This is a genomic window from Frigoribacterium sp. CFBP 13707, assembly GCF_014842245.1.
Lineage (GTDB): Bacteria > Actinomycetota > Actinomycetes > Actinomycetales > Microbacteriaceae > Frigoribacterium > Frigoribacterium endophyticum.
Genome location: NZ_JACYVL010000006.1, coordinates 89,108 through 106,274, shown reverse-complemented (window position 1 = coordinate 106,274; position 17,167 = coordinate 89,108). Strand labels below are relative to the sequence as shown.

Sequence of the window (17,167 nt, the reverse complement as noted above, 5' to 3'; positions counted from 1 at the left end):
CGACCTCAGTGGTCGCGCAGCATCTCGATCAGCTCGTCCTTCTTGAGGTCGCTGTACCCGCTGAGCCCCAGCTCCTTCGCGCGGCCGCGGAGGTCGTCGACGGTCCAGTCGTCGTACGACCCCGACCGGCCGCCCTTCGCCGCGACCTCCTCCTCGCTGCGCCCCTTCTGCGCGGCGGCGTTGGAGATGCGCGCCGACTTCTCCTTCGAGGCGCCCTCCTCACGCAGGGCCTCGTACATCTCGGGGTTCTTCAGCTGCGGGGGTGTCTCGTCCTTCGGCATGCCCGTGACGGTACGCCGCGTCGGCCGCGCTGTCCCGCCGCCCCGGCGTCGCCCACCCCGCGGGGCGCATGATGGGCCCGTGCCCACCCCCACCCCCACCAGAGCCGCCGGCCTCGACGCGCTGGAGGACTTCGTCCCCCGCGCCGGCGCCGCCTACGCCCGAGACCGCAACCACGACGACGGGCCCTCCCGGAGCAACGTCTCCGGGCTGTCGCCGTACCTGCGCCACCGCCTCGTGACCGAGCAGGAGGTCGTCGAGGCCGTCCTGGCCCACACCAGCCTCGGGGCCGCCGAGAAGTTCGTCCAGGAGGTGTTCTGGCGCACGTACTGGAAGGGGTGGCTGGAGCAGAACCCCGAGGTCTGGCGGCGGTACCGTCACGACGTCGCCGAGCTCACGGCGGGCGACCTCCCCCCGGGCCACCACGATGCCGTCGAGGGGCGGTCGGGCATCGAGGCGATGGACGCCTGGGTGCGCGAGCTGGTCGACACCGGCTACCTCCACAACCACACGCGCATGTGGTTCGCCAGCATCTGGGTGTTCACGCTCGGCCTGCCGTGGCAGCTCGGCGCCGACTTCTTCCACCGGCACCTGCTCGACGGCGACGCCGCCTCGAACACGCTCTCGTGGCGCTGGGTCGCCGGGCTGCAGACGCGGGGCAAGACGTACCTCGCGACGGCCTCGAACATCTCGCGGTTCACCGACGGCCGCTTCTCGCCGGCCGGCCTGGCCACGACGGCCCGCGCCCTCGACGAGGAGGCGCTGCCAGCCCGGACCCCCGTCGACCCGGACGACGTCGTGGGGCGGGTCGGCGACCGGGTCGGACTGCTGCTGCACGAGGAGGACCTCGAGGCCGGCAGCCTGCTCGCCGAGCGGCCCGACCTCGTCCACACGCTCCTGGCCACGGCCGTGAGCGCCGACGCCGGTGCGCGGTCCCCCTCGGGGGTCTCACCCGTCGTCGCCGCCTTCACGGCCGGGGCCGTGGCCGACGCCGCGGCGCGCACGCCGGACGCGAGCGGGCGCCCGGCCCGGGTCCTCGCCGACGCGGCGCCCGCGACGGTGCTGAGCTGGGCGAGGGCCGAGGGCCTCGACACGGTCGTCGTGCCGTTCGCCCCGGTCGGGCCCGTCGCTGAGCGACTGGAGGCGCTGCGCCCCGTGCTCGACGCCGAGGGCATCGCCCTCGTGACGGTCCGCCGCCGGTGGGACGGCACCGCCTGGCCCCACGCCGCCCGCGGCTTCTTCCCGTTCCGCGAACGGATCCCGGCACTGGTGCGTCAGCTCTGAGCAGAGCCTGGGTCAGGGGCGCCCGCGACCCGGGCGCCCCGGGCCGCTAGCGGCCGAACTCCCACTCGACGACCTCGGGCAGGTCCTCGCCGTGCTCGTAGGCGTACGTCCGCGCCTCCTCGCGCTTCGCCTCGAACTCGGCGACGAGCTCGGGGTGCTCGTCGGCGAGGCCCGGCACGCGGTGCAGCACGTCGAGCACGAGCCGGAACCTGTCGATGTCGTTGAGCATCGCCATGTCGAAGGGCGTCGTGGTCGTGCCCTTCTCCTGGAACCCGCGCACGTGCAGCGAGTCGTGGTTCGTGCGCCGGTAGGTCAGCTGGTGCACGAGCGACGGGTAGCCGTGGAAGTCGAAGACGACCGGCGCGGACGTCGTGAACAACGCGTCGAAGTCGTCGCTCGTGAGCCCGTGCGAGTGCTCCCGCACGTCCTGCAGGCGCATGAGGTCCACGACGTTCACGACCCGCGTGACGAGCTGGGGGAGTCGCTCCTTCAGGATGTCGGCGGCGGCGACGGTCTCCAGCGTGGGCACGTCGCCGGCGCACGCGAGCACGACGTCGGGGTCGACCCCCTCGACCGGCGTGCCCTCCGTGCCCGCCCACTCCCAGATGCCGGCCCCGGCGGCGACGTGCGCCTCCGCCTCCTCCAGGGAGAGCCACGCGGGCGCCTCCTGCTTGCCCGCCACGATGACGTTCACGACGTCGGTGGTGCGGAGGGCGTGGTCGGCCACGGCCAGCAGCGTGTTCGCGTCGGGCGCGAGGTAGATCCGCACGAGGTGCGCCTGCTTGTTGACGACCACGTCGAGGAAGCCCGGGTCCTGGTGCGAGAAGCCGTTGTGGTCCTGTCGCCAGACGTGCGACGAGAGCAGGTAGGTGAAGCCCGAGATCGGGGCGCGCCACTCGATCTCGGCGGCGCTCTCGAGCCACTTGGCGTGCTGGTTGAACATCGAGTCGACGATGTGCACGAAGGCCTCGTAGGTGTTGAGCAGGCCGTGGCGCCCCGTGAGCAGGTAGCCCTCCATCAGGCCGTGCAGGAGGTGCTCGCTGAGCACCTCCATCACGCGGCCGCTCCGCGCGACGTGCTCGTCGTCCGCCTCGATGTCGGCGGCCCAGACCCGGTCGGTGACGTCGAACACCGGGTCGAGGCGGTTGGACACCGTCTCGTCGGGCCCGAAGAGCCGGAAGGTCTCGGGGTTGTCACGGACGACGTCGGCCAGCCAGCGGCCGAGCACGCGGGTCGCCTCGGCGGTGGTGCGGCGGTCGTCGCTCGTCTCCACGGCGTGCGCGCGGTAGTCGGTGAGCGACAGGTCACGGCGCACGAGGCCGCCGTTCGAGACCGGGATCGCGCTCATCCGCTTCTCGCCCCGGGGGCGCAGCGCGTCGAGGAACGCGGCCGGCGCCCCCGACTCGTCGAAGAGCCCCTCCGCGCCGTACGAGCGCATCCAGGCGTCGAGCTGCTCCCGGTGCTCGTCGTTCTCGCGGACCCCGCTCAGCGGCACCTGGTGGGCACGCCAGGTGCCCTCGACCTTCTTCCCGTCGACCTCCCTCGGGCCCGTCCAGCCCTTGGGGCTGCGCAGGACGATCATGGGCCAGCGCGGGCGCTCGACGCCGTCGCCGGAGCGCGCCTCCCGCTGGATCTCGTCGATGCGCCGGAAGGACTCGTCGAGCGCCGCCGCCATCTGGCGGTGCACCACCATCGGGTCCTCGCCGTCGAAGCCGCCCGAGACGACGATCGGCTGGTAGCCGTAGCCGCGGAACAGCTCGAGCAGCTCGCCCTCGGGGATGCGCGCGAGGATCGTCGGGTTGGCGATCTTGTAGCCGTTGAGGTTGAGGATCGGCAGCACGGCGCCGTCGTGGACGGCGTCGAGCAGCTTGTTCGCGTGCCAGCTGGTCGCCAGCGGGCCCGTCTCGGCCTCGCCGTCGCCGATCACGCACACGGCGACGAGGTCGGGGTCGTCGAGCACGGCGCCGTAGGCGTGGCTCAGCGAGTAGCCGAGCTCGCCGCCCTCGTTGATCGAGCCGGGCGTCTCCGGCGCGGCGTGGGAGGGGATGCCGCCGGGGGAGCTGAACTGCCGGAAGAGCCGCTGCATGCCGGTCTCGTCGAGGCTGACGTCCGGGAAGAGCTCGCTGTAGGTGCCCTCGAGCCAGGTGTTGGCGACCATCGCGGGCCCGCCGTGGCCGGGGCCGCAGACGTAGAGCAGGTCGCGGTCGTCGCGGCGGATGACCCGGTTGAGGTGCGCGTAGACGAGGCTCAGCGCGGGGGAGGTGCCCCAGTGCCCGAGCAGGCGCGGCTTGATGTCGTCGCGCGCGATCGGGCGGGTCAGCAGGGGGTTCTCGCGGAGGTAGATCTGGCCCACCGTGAGGTAGTTGGCCGCCCGCCACCACGCGTCGACGAGCTCGAGCTCGTCGGGCGTGGCGGGGCTCGCGGGGGCGGCGGGGGACGCGCTGTGGTCGCTCATCGGTTCTCCTCCTGGCGGTGGGTGGGTGCTGCTGGTGGCGGTGCTGCCGGTGTCGGTGCCGCTACTGCTCGCGGCTGGCCTCGTCGGCCCGGTCGTCCGAGGCGTCGTCGACGTCCTCGCCGCGCGCGCGACGCATCTCGTCGATGGTGATCGCGGCGTTGACCAGGGCGAGGTGGCTCAGGCCCTGCGGCATGTTGCCGAGGAACTGCCCGTCGTCGGCGCTGATCATCTCGGTGAAGAGCCCCAGGTCGTTCGACTGCTCGACGAGCTGGTCCATGAGCTCGACGGCCTCGTCGACGCGGCCGACGCAGGCGAGGGCGCCCGCGAGCCAGAAGGCGCAGGCCACGAACGTGCCCTCCTCCTCCGCGACGTCGCTGTAGCGGAAGAGCAGCGGGCCGGCGCCGAGCTCGTCGCGCAGGGCGTCGATGGTGCGCGACATGCGCTCGCCGCGGTCGAACCCGCTCGGCGCGTGCAGCAGCACCGAGGCGTCGATCGCGTCGCTGCCCGGGTACATCAGGTACGCGCCGCGCTCCTCCGACCAGCCGTGCTCGTCGATCCACTCGACGATGAGGTCGCGGTTCGCCTTCCAGTGCTCGAGGTCGTCGGGGTCGGGGTGCATCTGCCCCTGCTCCGCGAGCTCGAGGGCCGAGGTGATGGCCTGCCAGCAGCCCATCTTGCTGCTCACGTAGTGCTGCTCCTCCGGCAGCTCCCACATGCCGCTGTCCTTCTCCTGCCAGCGACGGCACGCGTCGTCGGCGAAGCCGGCCAGCAGGTCGGCGGTCGACTCGTCGAGGATGTTGCCGCCCTCCGCGTACTGGCTCATCACGGCGAGGATGTCGGCGAAGACGCCGAGCTGCAGCTGCTCGCCGGCGGGGTTGCCCTTGTAGACCGGGCCGATGCCGCGCCAGCCCTCGGAGCCGGTCTCGTGGGTGCCGTCGGGCACCGAGCCGTCGAGGCGCAGGAAGATGTGCATCTCGCGCCCGTTCGCCTTGAGCGCCTTGAGCATCCAGGAGACGGCACCGTGGGTCTCTTCGCGGAGGCCGAAGCGCAGCAGCGCGTTCACCGTGTAGGCGAGGTCGCGCACCCACGCGAAGCGGTAGTCCCAGTTCTTGTCGCCCGTGAAGTTCTCGGGCAGGGCCGTCGTCGCCGCCGCGGCGATCGCGCCGGTGGGGCTGAAGATCAGCAGCTTGAGGGCGAGTGCGCTGCGGTGCACCGCCTTCGCCCAGGGGCCGTCCCAGCTGAACTCGGTCGACCAGGTCTCCCAGTTCTCGATCGTGCGGTCGACGCCCTGGTCGACCACCCGCGGGTCGGGCAGGTGCAGGGGCTCGTCGTCGACGCCGCAGAGGCAGAGCAGCGAGCGCGAGCCGGGCGACGTGGTGAACGACCCGCGGAACTCGAGCGGGCCGTCGGCCTCGTCGCCGTGCCCGGGCTCGGTCGGGTCGGTGCGGCCGTGCTCGAAGCCCACGAGGGCCAGGTTGATGTCGGCGGCGCGCAGCACCGGCCCGTGCGGCGTGTCGACGCGGCGGATCGGGTGCGTGCCGAACGAGTTGCCCGGCACGACGGCCCAGCGCATCTCGACGCGGCCCCGCAGGCCGTCGACGCGACGGGCCAGCTCGCTCCAGGGCAGCCGGCCGGCCACGCCCGTGATGAGGGCGTCGGTCACCTCGACGATGCCGGTGGAGGTGCGGAAGCGCGTGCGCAGCACGTTGGTACCGGGCACGTAGGCCCGCTGCACGGTGAAGTCGTCGTCGACCGGGCGCAGCTCGACGCGGCCGCCGGTGCGGGAGTCGACGATGCCGCTGAAGACGGGGTCGGTGAAGAGGGACGGCATCGGCAGCCAGTCGATCTGCCCGTCGCGGGCGACGAGGGCGACGGTGCGGCCGTCGCCGATCGCGCCGTAGGAGCGCAGGGCGACGTAGCCGTCCTCCCGGGGGTCGGGCGCCTGCCAGGCGTCGGGCTCGTCGCGGAAGGAGTCAGTCGTCTCGTGGACGCTCTCGAGGGTGTCGGTCACCCCTCCTACGGTGCTCTCCCGCGCCTCCTCGCGCTCGGCGCTCGCAGGAGGCTGTGTGCTGGGGGCCGTCGCGTACCCCTGGGGAGGAGCGGGTGACCAGGTCGGGCGCGTACACGGGAGGGATGACCGACAGCGCCACGCCCCGTCCCCGACTCTTCCTCGACGCCCGGGCGACGCTCGGCGAGAGCCCCGTGTGGGACGTCGACGCGCAGGAGCTCGTCTGGACCGACATCACCCCCGGGCTGCTGCACCGCACCTCCGCCGACGGTCTCCGAGACCGCTCCCTGCCGGTCGACCCGCCCCTCCCGAGCTTCCAGCGACGACGCGGCGGCGGGCTCGTGGCGGCCCTCGAGGACCAGGTCGTCCTCACCGACGACGACGGCGGATCGCTCCAGGTGCTCGCGACGATCGAGCTCGCCAAGGAGGGCATGCGGCTCAACGAGGGCAAGTGCGACCCGTTCGGCGCCTTCGTGGTCGGCGCCATGGACCCGGACGGCGAGCCCGTCGCGGGCCTGTGGCGCGTCGGCCCCGACGGCGGCGTCACGACGCTGCGTGACGACTTCACGACCACCAACGGCTTCGAGTGGAACGACGACGGCTCCGAGATCTTCCTCACCGACACCGACCGCGAGACCATCTACCGGGCCTCGTGGGGCGCCGACGGCGCCCTCGGCGAGCTGGAGCCGTTCTCGACGGGCGGCTCGCACGACGGGCTCGCCCGTGACGAGCACGGCGAGTTCTGGGGCGCCGTGCACGGCGAGAGCGTCGTCGTCCACCTCGACCGCGACGGGGAGGTGCTCGAGCGCGTCGAGTTCCCCGTGCCGCTGCTCACGGGCATCGGCTTCGGGGGCGCCGACCTGCGGACCCTCTTCGTGCTCTCCGCCCGCGAGGGGCTCGACGAGGCGCAGCTCGCCGAGCACCCCCTGAGCGGCGGGGTGTTCGCCCTCGACCTCGACCGGGCCGGGCGGGCGCCGTTCCTCTTCGGCCCGCGCGGCTGAGGCCGCTCCGGCTCAGATCCGGCCCACGAGCCCGTCCCGGTCGACGGCCGTGCCCTCGGCGAGCACGGCCCGGGCGGCGTCGCGGGCGTCCTCGACGTTCCAGAGCAGCACGCCGACCACCGCGCCGTCCGTGAGGTAGTACACGACGGTCGACCCGTCGCCCTTATCGTCGACCACGGTCTCGAGCGACGCGTCGAGCGTGCCGACGGCCTCGTACGAGATGTCGAGGACCTTCGAGTAGTAGTACGGCGTGTGGTCGTACTCCTCGGCCGAGCCCGCCATGACGCGGCCGACGAGCGCGCCCTGCTCCTTGGCGTTGTCGACGTGCTCGACGCGGCGGCGGCCCAGGATGCGGTCGGGGTAGGAGGCGACGTCACCGGCGGCGAAGACGTCCGGGTCGGAGGTGCGCAGCGAGGCGTCGACGACGACGCCGTCCTCGACCTCCAGGCCCGCGGCCTCGGCCAGCTCCGTGGACGGCGTGATGCCGAGGCCCACCGCGACGGCGTCCGCGTCGAGCGTCGAGCCGTCGTCGAGCCTGACCACGAGCCCGGCCTCGGAGGCCGTGCCGCCCTCGACGCGACGCCCGGTCACCAGGGTGACGCCCGCCTCCTCGAAGGCGGCCTGGAAGCGCGCGGCGACGGCGGCGGGGAACACCGAGCCGCCGAGCACGTCGTCCGGCGTGACGAGGGTCACGCGCGTGTCGTTCTGCACGAGCGCCGCGGCGAGCTCGGTGCCGATGTAGCTGCCGCCGACGACGACGACCCGGCGACCGTCGCCGGAGAGCGCCCGCAGGCGGCGGTAGTCGGCGGCCGTGCGGAAGTGGACCACGCGGTCGTCCTCGGGCAGGTCCAGACGCGTCGGTGAGCCGCCCGTGGCCAGGAGGAGGCGCCCCCACGACACCGTCCGCCCGTCGCTGGTCGTCACGGTGCGGCGCTCGCGGTCGACGGCGGTCACCGAGGTGCGGAGGCGGATCTCGGCCCCCGAGGCCTCGCGGGTGCCCAGGTCGTTGTCGGCCTCGGTGTAGTCGGGGTCGATCCAGAGCTTCTTCGACAACGCGGGGCGGGTGTAGGGCTCGTCGACGTCGTCGCTGACCACGAGGACGGTCGCCTCGGGGTCGGCCTCGTGGATCGCCGTCGCGGCGGCGTCGGCGGTCATGCCGCCGCCGACGACGACGTGGTCGAAGGCCTCGGTGACGGGAGCGGCTGCGGTGACGTCGCCGTCGGGGGTGGTGGTGTCGGTCAAGGTCGTCTCCTGGTCGTGGCGAGGGCACCGCACCGGAGGTCGCGTAGGGGATCTCCGGGGCGGTGCCCAGTCGGTGTGCGCCCGTGGTGCCACGGGCGGAGGCGGTGCTAGTTGGCGATGGCGCCCACGCGGTCGAGGCCCTCCTCGGCCGCCTCCTCGTCGCGCTGACGGGTGCCGGCGTCGGCGGCGTCGCGCTGCGGGTGGCGGTTCTCGGCGCCGGTCATCCAGGCCAGCTGCTCGAGGCGCTCGAGGATGCCGTGCAGCACGTCGGCCGTCGTCGGGTCCTCGTCGTCGATGTCGTCGTGCACGGTGCGGATGGTGTCGGTCGCGGCGTACATGCGGTCGACGATCAGGTCGACGACGTCGGTCGTCTCGACCGGCCCCTCGGGGAACTGCGGGAGGCTCGTGCCGCCGGAGACGACGTTCGAGCGGCCGTCCGGAATGAGGTAGACGGCGCGCATGCGTTCGGCGACCTCGTCGGAGAACTCGCGAGCCGCGTCGACGATCTCGTCGAGCTGCAGGTGGAGGTCGCGGAAGTTCGAGCCGAGGAGGTTCCAGTGGGCCTGCTTGCCCTGGATGTGCAGCTCGATGAGGTCGACGAGGACCTTCTGGAGGTTCTCGCGGAGAGTGTCGGATCCCTGGAACATGGTTCTCCCGTTCGTCGTGGGTCAGTGCGGAGTCGTCGCACCGGTGGGTGCGTGGTGCACGGTAGACCGTCGCCCTCGGCCCGGGTCCAGGCAGCGGGGGACAGACCGGGCGTGCGCGGAGGCGCGTCTGGATACCGGTGGGTACCGTCCGGGTGGTATGTTCCGGGGAGCGACCGCGACGTCGCTCGGCCGCCCCGAGGGGCGGGCGATCTGCTCTGAGGGGGGCTCAGCATGATCAACGGCACACCGGGGTTCGACTCCGACGAGATCACTCGCCTGCGGCGCGAGATCGACAGCGCCTGGGGCGCGTTCGACGCGATCGACGAGATGACGTGGGAGCACCGCGTGCTCGTCGTCCGGTACGTCGTCGGCGCCCTGCCCGACGCGGCCAACGCGGCCGCCCGGGCCGGCTGGGGCGAGGCCGCCCTGTCGCTCCTGCACGACGCCCTCGCCTTCCCGCCGCCCTGGGCCGGCATCTGCACGAAGTGGGAGCACGCGCTCCGCGTCTCGATCGAGGCCGTGGAGTGCGTCGCCTGGCCCGAGGGCTGGCCGCTGGCCGGCGCCTCCGGGGCGGCGGGCGACCAGGGCCTGTCCTCCCGCGTGGCGTAGGGGGCGGCACGCCGGGCGGGGGCGACTCCCTGCGCCTACCGTCGACCCCATGAGCTCCACTCCCACCCGCGGCGAGGGGCACCGCCGGGTCGGCCTCCGACGCTTCGTCCGCACGCTGCTGTTCGACTACCCCTACGTCGTCCGCGTGCACCTCGTGCCCCGGTCCGCCCGCCGCGTCCCGGCCGACTGGCGCCGCGGCGACCGCGCCCCCGTGCTTCTCCTGCCGGGCGTCTACGAGACCTGGCGGTTCCTCCGCCCGATCGCCGAGCGCCTCCACGAGCTCGGGCACCCGATCGTCGTCGTGCCGGGCATGGGCCACAACCGGCGGCCCATCGCCGCCACGGCGACCGTCGCCCAGCGCATCGTCGACGCGCACGACCTGCGCGACGTGGTCGTGCTCGCGCACAGCAAGGGCGGCCTGATCGGCAAGACGATGATGGTCTCCACCGACCACGACGGCCGCCTCGCCCGGATGGTGACCGTGAACAGCCCCTTCTCGGGCACGCGCTGGTCGCTGTACCTGCCGAACCGGACGCTCAAGGCCTTCTCGCCCCGCGACGCCGACCTGCTGCGCCTGGCCGACCAGCTCGAGGCCAACTCGCGCATCACCTCGATGGCGTCCGGCTTCGACGCGCACGTGACCGAGGGCAGCGTCCTGCCCGGGGCGACGAACGTGACGTTCCCCGTCGACGGCCACTTCCGTCCGCTCGGGAACCCCGAGTGCATCGACATGGTGGTCGCCGCGGTCGAGCACGGGCCCGACGCCGCGGCGCACGACGTGGGCTGACCGAGGCACCGGGGCGGGCGCCGTCCGGTCCGCCCCGCGGTCAGGCGAGCGCGTCGACCGTCGCGGTGGGCCACTCGACGTGCGCGAAGTGCCCGCACTCGGGCAGCAGCGTCGTGCGGCACTGCGGCAGCACCGCCCGCAGGCGCACGAGGTCGTCGAGCTCCGCGAAGGCGTCGTCGGCGCCCGCCACGGCCGAGGCCGGGCCGCGGTAGGCCGACCAGGCGGACGTGTCGTACCCCGGGGCCGACCGCGTCGCGACGACGAAGGCGACCGGTCGCACCTCCGCGACGAACGCCTCCCGCACCGACCGCGGCACCCGCCGGGCGTGCCGGAACACCGGCGACGCCAGCGCCGTGAGCAGCCCGACGCGGGCCGCGGCCCGGAGGAGCACCGAGGAGGCGCGGGGCAGCACCGTGAACACGCCCCGCAGCAGCACCAGGGCCGGCAGCCGCCGCACCCCGCTCCACGGGCGGGCGACGGCCTCGAGCGCCGAGAAGGTCGTCGGCGAGACGAGCCCCAGCCGCGTGACGCGGCCCGGGCTCGTCGCCGCGACGTGCAGGGCGACGAGCGCGCCGAGGGAGTGCCCGACGAGCTCGAACCGCTGGGCCCCGACGGCGTCCGCCACCGCGAGGACGACCCGGGCGGCGGCGTCGACGTCGAGGGCGGGCGTCGGCGCGGGCGACCCGCCCCAGCCCGGCAGGTCGACGAGCACGGGGGCCGTGACGGGGCGGCCAGCCTCGGCGGCGGCACGGAGGTACGGGGTCCAGGTCGTCCACGAGCCCGCCGCGCCGTGCAGCAGGATCGTCACCGGGTCGGCGGGGTCGCCCGCGTCGGCCGGGTCGGCCGGGTCGGCCGGGTCTGCTCGCCGGTGGTGCACGAGCACCGCGCCGTCGGGGGTGGGGACGACCAGCCGGGCGAGCCCGAGCGCCGCGGGGTCGTCGTCGAGACCGAAGGGCGCGTACTGGGAGGGCCCGCCGGCGTCAGGCACCGATGATCTCCTCGCGCACCCGGCGGATGTCCTCGAGCAGCGACCCCACCAGCACCCAGTGCACGGGGTCGGGGCGGAGCACCTGCACCGGGGCGGTGAGGGCGGGCGCGTCGTCGGGGCCCCCGGGTGCGGCGGGGGCCGTGCCCGCCGCCGGCGTCGCCCGGACGCCCTCGACGTCGCGGGCGAGCAGGCGCACGTCGTGGGCGGCGCGTCGCAGCTCGACCGAGATCTCCTCGACCACCGGGTCGTCGGCCAGCTCGGGCTCGTAGTTGTCGCGCACCGACCGCGTCATGCCGACGACGCGGTTGACGAGCACGGTGAGCCGCACGAGCAGGGCGGCGTCGGCCTGCAGCACCGTGCGCTGCCGGCTGGCCCGCGGGTTGAGCATGAGGCTCTCCTCGCCGGCGGCGACGGCCGCGACCGCTCGCGCCTGCAGGTCGCGCAGGTCACGGGCCCGGGTGAGCACCGCCGTCACGCGGTCGGGAGCCGTCGGCGCCTCGAGGACGCCCGCGAGGTCGTCGAGCACGCCGGCGAGGCCGCGCGCCAGGCGGCCCACGGCCAGGTGCGCCGGCGCGAGCAGCACCGGCGGCACGATGAGCGCGTTGACGGAGAGCGCCACGACGGCCCCGATGATCGTCTCGACGATGCGGTCGAGCGCGTAGTCGGGGGTCTGCGCCCCGATCGCGAGCACGAGCATCGCCGAGATGGGCACCTGGTTCGCCGAGCTCGGGGTCAGGCGGAGCGCCCAGGAGACGAGCAGGCTGACCACGACGATGCCGAGCACCACGCCGCTGCCGTCGCCGAGCAGCTGGCCCGCGCCGTAGGCGATCACGACGCCCGCGATCACGCCCACGCTGCGCTCCAGCCCGCGCACGAACGACTGGTTGACGCTCGGCAGCACGACGAGCAGGGCCGCGATGGCGGCGAAGATCGGCAGGGGCTGCTGCACCAGGGCGATCGACGCGAACCAGGCCACGACGACGGCGACGCTGGTCTTCACCACCTGCAGCAGGGGAGTGCGCTTCGTCTGGCGCACCCGCGAGACGATCCTCATCCGGCCAGCGTAGCCAGGCCCCGGCAGATCACGATCAGGTCACCGTGGCGACGTGACGGGCCCGCCTGGCGCCCGCCGCGCCTCCGACGCGCTTTGATGGACGCGTGTGGCCGAACTCCGCTGAGGTGCTCCCCGCGGCCTTCGAGGGCTCCGGGGTCACCGTCGTGGCCTTCCGCCCCCACTCGGTCGAGCCGTCGGGCCACGGGTTCCTCTACGGCTACGAGGTCGACACCGTCGACGCGGCGGGCGTCACCGCGACCGTCCTGACCTTCATCGACACCGACGTCACGGGCGCCGACGCCTCGAGCGTGCTGACCACCGACCCCGGCACGGGCCAGCCCCTCGCCGTGTGGGCCTACCCGGCCGACCCGCTGCTGCCGGCGCTCGCCGGGGTGACCTACCCCGACCGCGTCGAGGAGTCGCTCGCCGCCCTCGGCATCGAGGTCACCGCGCCGACGCTCGCCGTCGCGGCGTACCGGCCCGGCAAGCGCGCCGTCATCCGCCTCGACAGCGCCGAGACGACGCTCTTCCTCAAGGTGATCCGACCCGACCGGGTCGCGCCGATCGTCGCGCTGCACGCCGCCTTCCGGGCTCAGGGGCTGCCGGTGCCCCGGGTGCTCGCCTCCCGGGCCGACGGCCTCCTGGTGCTCGAGCGCGTGCCGGGCGTGCCGGCCGGGCAGAAGGTCATCGAGCTGGCCGACGACCCGCGGTTCGTCGCGCAGGTGGTCGAGCTCGGCGTCCGCACCGCCCGGGTCGACGTGACGTCGAGCGCGCAGTCCGACGCCCTCGACCACGGCGCGTGGCACCGCGCGACGCTCCGCAGCGCCCTCCCCGAGCGGGCCGCCGAGATCGACGGCCTCTACGACGAGATCGACCGGCGCCGCGCCTCCTGGGCCGGCGACCCGCGGCGCGTGATCCACGGCGACCTGCACCTCGAGCAGCTCTTCGTGCACCCGGCCGAGCCGTGGCGCGTCACGGGCCTGCTCGACATCGACACCGCCGGGCAGGGGCACCCGGCCCGCGACGCGGGCGCGCTCGTCGCCCACCTCGTCGTCACCGGCCAGTGGCACCGCGGCAACGGCGACGAGGCCGAGGCGCGTGCCTGTGAGCGGCTCGCCGACGAGGTGAGCCGCACCTGGGTCGGGAAGGCGCCCGCGATCGCCGACCGCCTCGCGCCCGCCGTGGCGTCGCAGCTGCTCGCGCACGCGGGCGGGCAGGCGACGCTCGGCACCGACAGCGGCCGCCGCAAGGCCGTGCAGCTGCTGGGCGCCGCCTCCGGCACCCTCTGGCCGCGCCCCGTCGCCGCCGTCTGAGCGGCGGACACGCCCCGGCGCAGGTGGCGCCCAGCCCCGTCGACCGCGTAAAGTGGCGCGCAGCACCGTCCGTGTCGGCTCCGACACGGTGCCCCGACCGATCGACAGGCGCAGATCTGAGCGTCGTGCCGGCCCTCGAGGCCCGCCTCGCGCGACGGTGCCCCGGGCGAGGGCCTGGCCTCCGGGCCGTCCGCTCCCGCACGTCCCAGTCGTACGCCCGTGCCGCACCAGATCGACCGCGATCAGCCCCGATCGCCGCGGTGCGCGGTCCCGGCCCCCGCACACCGCGGGTCGGCCGGTGCAGCACCCGTCGTCGCATCGACGACACAGCACCGTCGACGTGACCGTCGACCACGAGGAGGAGCCTTGGCTCGACCAGGCCAGAACCGATCCGGCGGCACCCGCACCGCCCAGCGTCCGCACCGTCGCCGCGAGGTCGACAACGACGGGCTCATCCCCGTGCTCGCCCGCGCCGTGCGCGAGGTCGAGGCCGCGGCCCAGCGGGGGCAGGTCAAGCCCTCCAGCCGCACGAAGTTCCAGGTCATCGCCCTGCTGATGCGCGAGGAGCGCGCCCGGGTGAAGGTCGACAAGGCCATCACCGACGGCGAGCGCGCCGAGCAGATGAAGCGCCTCGACGGCGTCGCGCAGATCCTCGCCAAGACGGCCGCGCGCGACACGTCGCTGATCGCCCTCCTCGGCGAGGACGCCGTCGTCTCCGAGAGCGCCAGGGCGCTGAAGCGCGACATGCAGCTCTCCGCGGGCATGGAGCTCGCCCCGGAGGAGCAGGTCGTCGTGCGTGAGGCCGCACCCGTCGCCCCCGTCTCCGAGCGCCAGGTCGTGCCGCAGTCGGTCGTCTCGCGCCAGCTGGCGAACCCGTTCCTGCCGCCCGACTTCTCGCTCGCCGAGGTCTCGCGCGAGGTGCACCCCGTGCGCCTCGCCAACTGGGAGCTCTTCGGGCCCCTGTTCAAGGCGTTCGAGTACGGCGCGGGCGGCGGCTCGGCGTGCATGCCCCTGCCCGAGCCCAGCACGGTCGACGCCCCCGCCGGCGCGACGCTCATGCACCACCAGGCGCAGCTCGTCGAGTCCGCCCGCCAGGGCCACCGCACCTACCTGCTCGCCGACGAGCCGGGCCTCGGCAAGACCGCCCAGTCGCTCCTCGCCGCGCAGGCCGCCGGGGCCTACCCGCTGCTCGTCGTCGTGCCGAACGTGGTCAAGACCAACTGGGCCCGCGAGGTCCAGCTCTGGACCCCGACCCGCACCGCCACCGTCATCCACGGCGACGGCGACACCCTCGACGCGTTCGCCGACGTCGTGATCGTCAACTACGAGGTGCTCGACCGGCACGTCGGCTGGCTCGGCGACCTCGGCTTCAAGGGCATGATCGTCGACGAGGCCCACTTCATCAAGAACAAGGAGTCGCAGCGGTCACGGCACGTGCTGCAGCTCTCCGAGCGCATCCGCGCCCGCACCGCGCACCCCCTCCTGATGGCTCTGACCGGCACGCCGCTGATCAACGACATCGAGGACTTCCGGGCGATCTGGCAGTTCCTCGGCTGGATCGGCGACAAGAAGCCGGCCGCCGAGCTCATGGAGCAGCTGGAGGAGGCGGGGCTCACCCCCGCAGACCCGGGCTTCTTCCCGTCCGCCCGCGAGATCGTCATCGACCTCGGCATCGTCCGTCGCCGCAAGGTCGACGTGGCCGCCGACATCCCCGCCCGTCGCGTCGCCGACCTGCCGGTCGAGCTCGACGACGAGGCCGGCCGGTCGATCCGCGAGGCCGAGCGCGAGCTGGCCCGCCGTCTCGTCAGCCGGTACCGCTCCGCCCTCGCGGCCCGCACCTCCGGAGCCAGGGTCGAGGGCATCGACCACGACCTCGTGCGCCAGGTGGCGAAGTGGGAGCTGGAGGACGCCAGCAGCTCGAGCAGCGGCGAGAACGTCTTCAGCATGGTGCGCCGCATCGGCCAGGCGAAGGCCGGCCTCGCGGCCGACTACACCGCTCAGCTGGCCCGCAACGTCGGCAAGGTCGTCTTCTTCGCGAAGCACATCGACGTGATGGACACCGCCGAGCAGACGTTCGCGAAGCGGGGCATCAAGTACGCCTCGATCCGCGGCGACCAGACGCCGGCCGTGCGCCAGCGCCAGATCGACGCGTTCGTCGACGACCCCGAGGTCGAGATCGTCGTCTGCTCGCTCACCGCGGCGGGCGTCGGCCTCAACCTGCAGGTCGCCTCCAACGTCGTGCTCGCCGAGCTGTCGTGGACGGACGCCGAGCAGACCCAGGCGATCGACCGCGTGCACCGCATCGGCCAGGAGGAGCCCGTCACCGCGTGGCGCGTCATCGCGGCCCAGACGATCGACACGAAGATCGCCGAGCTCATCGACAGCAAGGCCGGCCTCGCCGCCCGTGCCCTCGACGGCGACGACAGCGAGGTCGTGGACTCGGCCGACATCCAGCACAGCGCGCTCGTCGCGCTGCTCACCGAGGCGCTCGGCGGCTAGCCGCGCAGCGCGCCGGGCCGTCCGCCCGGCGCGCCGCGGGCCGCTGCGGGCCCCGCGCCCGTGCGGCTCCCAGCGGCGGCGCGTTCGGTGGGGTGACCATCCCCGAATGAAGGAGCACCCCGTGCCGGAAGTCCAGGGCTACGCCCACGTCGCCATCACCGTGTCCGACCTCGACCGCAGCCTCGCGTTCTACGAGTCGCTGCTCGGCGCCCCGCCGGTCGGCCGCATCGAGCTCGACGGCCTCGACCGCCGGCTGTTCTCCGTCGGCGGCGGGCAGATCCTCGGGGTCACCGCCTACACCGAGGGCAAGGCCGTCCCGTTCGACCCGACCGTGCCGGGGCTCGACCACATCGGCCTCGCCGTCGCGGACCGCGACGGCGTCGTCGCCTGGCAGGAGCACGCCCGCTCGGTCGGCATCGACTCCCACCTCGAGGACCCGGAGTTCGGCACCACGCTGATGGTGAAGGACCCGGACGGCAACCAGATCGAGTTCTTCGCGGCCGCACCGCAGGGCTGACGCGACCCGCACGCGACGACGCCCCGCGCCTCCCTCGGGAGGCACGGGGCGTCGTGTCGTCTCGGCGCCCGCCCTCGGGGGCGCGACGCGGTCGGCCCGCTAGAGGCCGAGCTTGGCCTGCACGTCGGCGAGCGAGGGGTTCGTGGCGGTGGAGCCGTCGGGGAAGATGACGGTCGGCACCGTCTGGTTGCCGCCGTTGACGCTCTCGACGATCTCGGCGGTGCCCGGCACCTCCTCGATGTTGACCTCGGTGAAGCCGATGCCCTGCTTGCCGAGCTGCTGCTTGAGGCGCGCGCAGTAGCCGCACCACGAGGTGCTGAACATGGTGATGGTGCCCGCGTCGGGCACGTAGGAGGTGGCGGTGTCGGTCATCGTCCAAGGCTAAGCCCAGGAGCCGGGGAGGCGCGGGGGAGTTGGCTGGGAGCAGGTCGCGACGAGCGCCCCCGCGGGCCCGCCGTCGATCGCCCCACGACCTCGACGAAGG

General features: G+C 73.9%; 15 protein-coding genes. 7 read left to right on the top strand and 8 right to left on the bottom strand.

Features of this window, described 5'->3' with window-relative positions:
• Positions 1 to 5 precede the first annotated feature (5 nt).
• The gene (locus IFT45_RS12080; protein ID WP_192128367.1) at positions 6 to 281 is read right to left on the bottom strand and encodes a Rho termination factor N-terminal domain-containing protein; all 276 of its coding nucleotides are present in this window, start codon (positions 279 to 281) and stop codon (positions 6 to 8) included.
• A gap of 79 nt (positions 282 to 360) precedes the next feature.
• On the opposite strand from IFT45_RS12080, the gene IFT45_RS12075 reads away from it, so the two are divergent.
• Positions 361 to 1,563 carry an FAD-binding domain-containing protein gene (locus tag IFT45_RS12075; RefSeq protein WP_371810992.1) on the top strand — a complete coding sequence of 401 codons (1,203 nt, stop codon included), beginning with the start codon at positions 361 to 363 and terminating at the stop codon, positions 1,561 to 1,563.
• A gap of 46 nt (positions 1,564 to 1,609) precedes the next feature.
• On the opposite strand, the gene IFT45_RS12070 is transcribed toward IFT45_RS12075, so the two are convergent.
• Both IFT45_RS12070 and IFT45_RS12065 read right to left on the bottom strand, forming a co-directional pair.
• A complete protein-coding gene (locus IFT45_RS12070; protein ID WP_192128363.1) occupies positions 1,610 to 4,018 on the bottom strand; it encodes a phosphoketolase in 2,409 nt (802 codons plus the stop codon).
• A gap of 61 nt (positions 4,019 to 4,079) precedes the next feature.
• Positions 4,080 to 6,029: a glycoside hydrolase family 15 protein gene (locus tag IFT45_RS12065; protein WP_192045986.1), complete on the bottom strand. Its 1,950-nt coding sequence runs from the start codon at positions 6,027 to 6,029 to the stop codon at positions 4,080 to 4,082.
• A gap of 122 nt (positions 6,030 to 6,151) precedes the next feature.
• On the opposite strand from IFT45_RS12065, the gene IFT45_RS12060 reads away from it, so the two are divergent.
• A complete protein-coding gene (locus IFT45_RS12060) occupies positions 6,152 to 7,027 on the top strand; it encodes an SMP-30/gluconolactonase/LRE family protein (RefSeq protein WP_192128361.1) in 876 nt (291 codons plus the stop codon).
• A 12-nt stretch (positions 7,028 to 7,039) separates the two neighbouring features.
• On the opposite strand, the gene IFT45_RS12055 is transcribed toward IFT45_RS12060, so the two are convergent.
• Together IFT45_RS12055 and IFT45_RS12050 are read right to left on the bottom strand one after the other, a co-directional pair.
• A complete protein-coding gene (locus IFT45_RS12055; protein WP_244637966.1) occupies positions 7,040 to 8,269 on the bottom strand; it encodes an NAD(P)/FAD-dependent oxidoreductase in 1,230 nt (409 codons plus the stop codon).
• Between the two features lie 107 nt (positions 8,270 to 8,376).
• On the bottom strand, positions 8,377 to 8,916 hold the full coding sequence (locus tag IFT45_RS12050) for a Dps family protein (RefSeq protein WP_192128359.1): 540 nt from the start codon (positions 8,914 to 8,916) through the stop codon (positions 8,377 to 8,379).
• Positions 8,917 to 9,147: 231 nt separating this feature from the next.
• Between IFT45_RS12050 and IFT45_RS12045 the strand changes: the two genes are divergently transcribed.
• Positions 9,148 to 9,525 (top strand): hypothetical protein, encoded by a 378-nt coding sequence (locus IFT45_RS12045; protein WP_192128358.1) that lies wholly within the window; start codon positions 9,148 to 9,150, stop codon positions 9,523 to 9,525.
• A 49-nt stretch (positions 9,526 to 9,574) separates the two neighbouring features.
• Positions 9,575 to 10,312 (top strand): triacylglycerol lipase, encoded by a 738-nt coding sequence (locus tag IFT45_RS12040; protein ID WP_192128356.1) that lies wholly within the window; start codon positions 9,575 to 9,577, stop codon positions 10,310 to 10,312.
• 40 nt (positions 10,313 to 10,352) lie between these two features.
• Here the strand turns inward: IFT45_RS12040 and IFT45_RS12035 are convergent, their stop codons facing one another.
• Positions 10,353 to 11,300, bottom strand: a complete 948-nt coding sequence (locus IFT45_RS12035; RefSeq protein ID WP_192128354.1) for an alpha/beta fold hydrolase — start codon at positions 11,298 to 11,300, stop codon at positions 10,353 to 10,355.
• Positions 11,293 to 12,354 carry an aromatic acid exporter family protein gene (locus tag IFT45_RS12030; protein ID WP_192045981.1) on the bottom strand — a complete coding sequence of 354 codons (1,062 nt, stop codon included), beginning with the start codon at positions 12,352 to 12,354 and terminating at the stop codon, positions 11,293 to 11,295. The genes IFT45_RS12035 and IFT45_RS12030 overlap by 8 nt, the downstream gene beginning before the upstream one ends.
• 104 nt (positions 12,355 to 12,458) lie before the next feature.
• Here IFT45_RS12030 and IFT45_RS12025 point away from each other — a divergent pair, with 104 nt between their 5' ends.
• From IFT45_RS12025 to IFT45_RS12015, 3 genes are all read left to right on the top strand, one after another.
• Positions 12,459 to 13,667, top strand: a complete 1,209-nt coding sequence (locus IFT45_RS12025) for an aminoglycoside phosphotransferase family protein (RefSeq protein ID WP_192128352.1) — start codon at positions 12,459 to 12,461, stop codon at positions 13,665 to 13,667.
• Between the two features lie 366 nt (positions 13,668 to 14,033).
• On the top strand, positions 14,034 to 16,166 hold the full coding sequence (locus IFT45_RS12020; protein ID WP_056056309.1) for a DEAD/DEAH box helicase: 2,133 nt from the start codon (positions 14,034 to 14,036) through the stop codon (positions 16,164 to 16,166).
• Positions 16,167 to 16,272: 106 nt separating this feature from the next.
• Positions 16,273 to 16,683, top strand: a complete 411-nt coding sequence (locus IFT45_RS12015) for a VOC family protein (RefSeq protein WP_082514500.1) — start codon at positions 16,273 to 16,275, stop codon at positions 16,681 to 16,683.
• A gap of 99 nt (positions 16,684 to 16,782) precedes the next feature.
• Here IFT45_RS12015 and IFT45_RS12010 read toward each other — a convergent pair whose 3' ends face one another.
• Positions 16,783 to 17,055, bottom strand: a complete 273-nt coding sequence (locus IFT45_RS12010) for a mycoredoxin (RefSeq protein ID WP_056056304.1) — start codon at positions 17,053 to 17,055, stop codon at positions 16,783 to 16,785.
• Between the last annotated feature and the right edge of the window lie 112 nt (positions 17,056 to 17,167).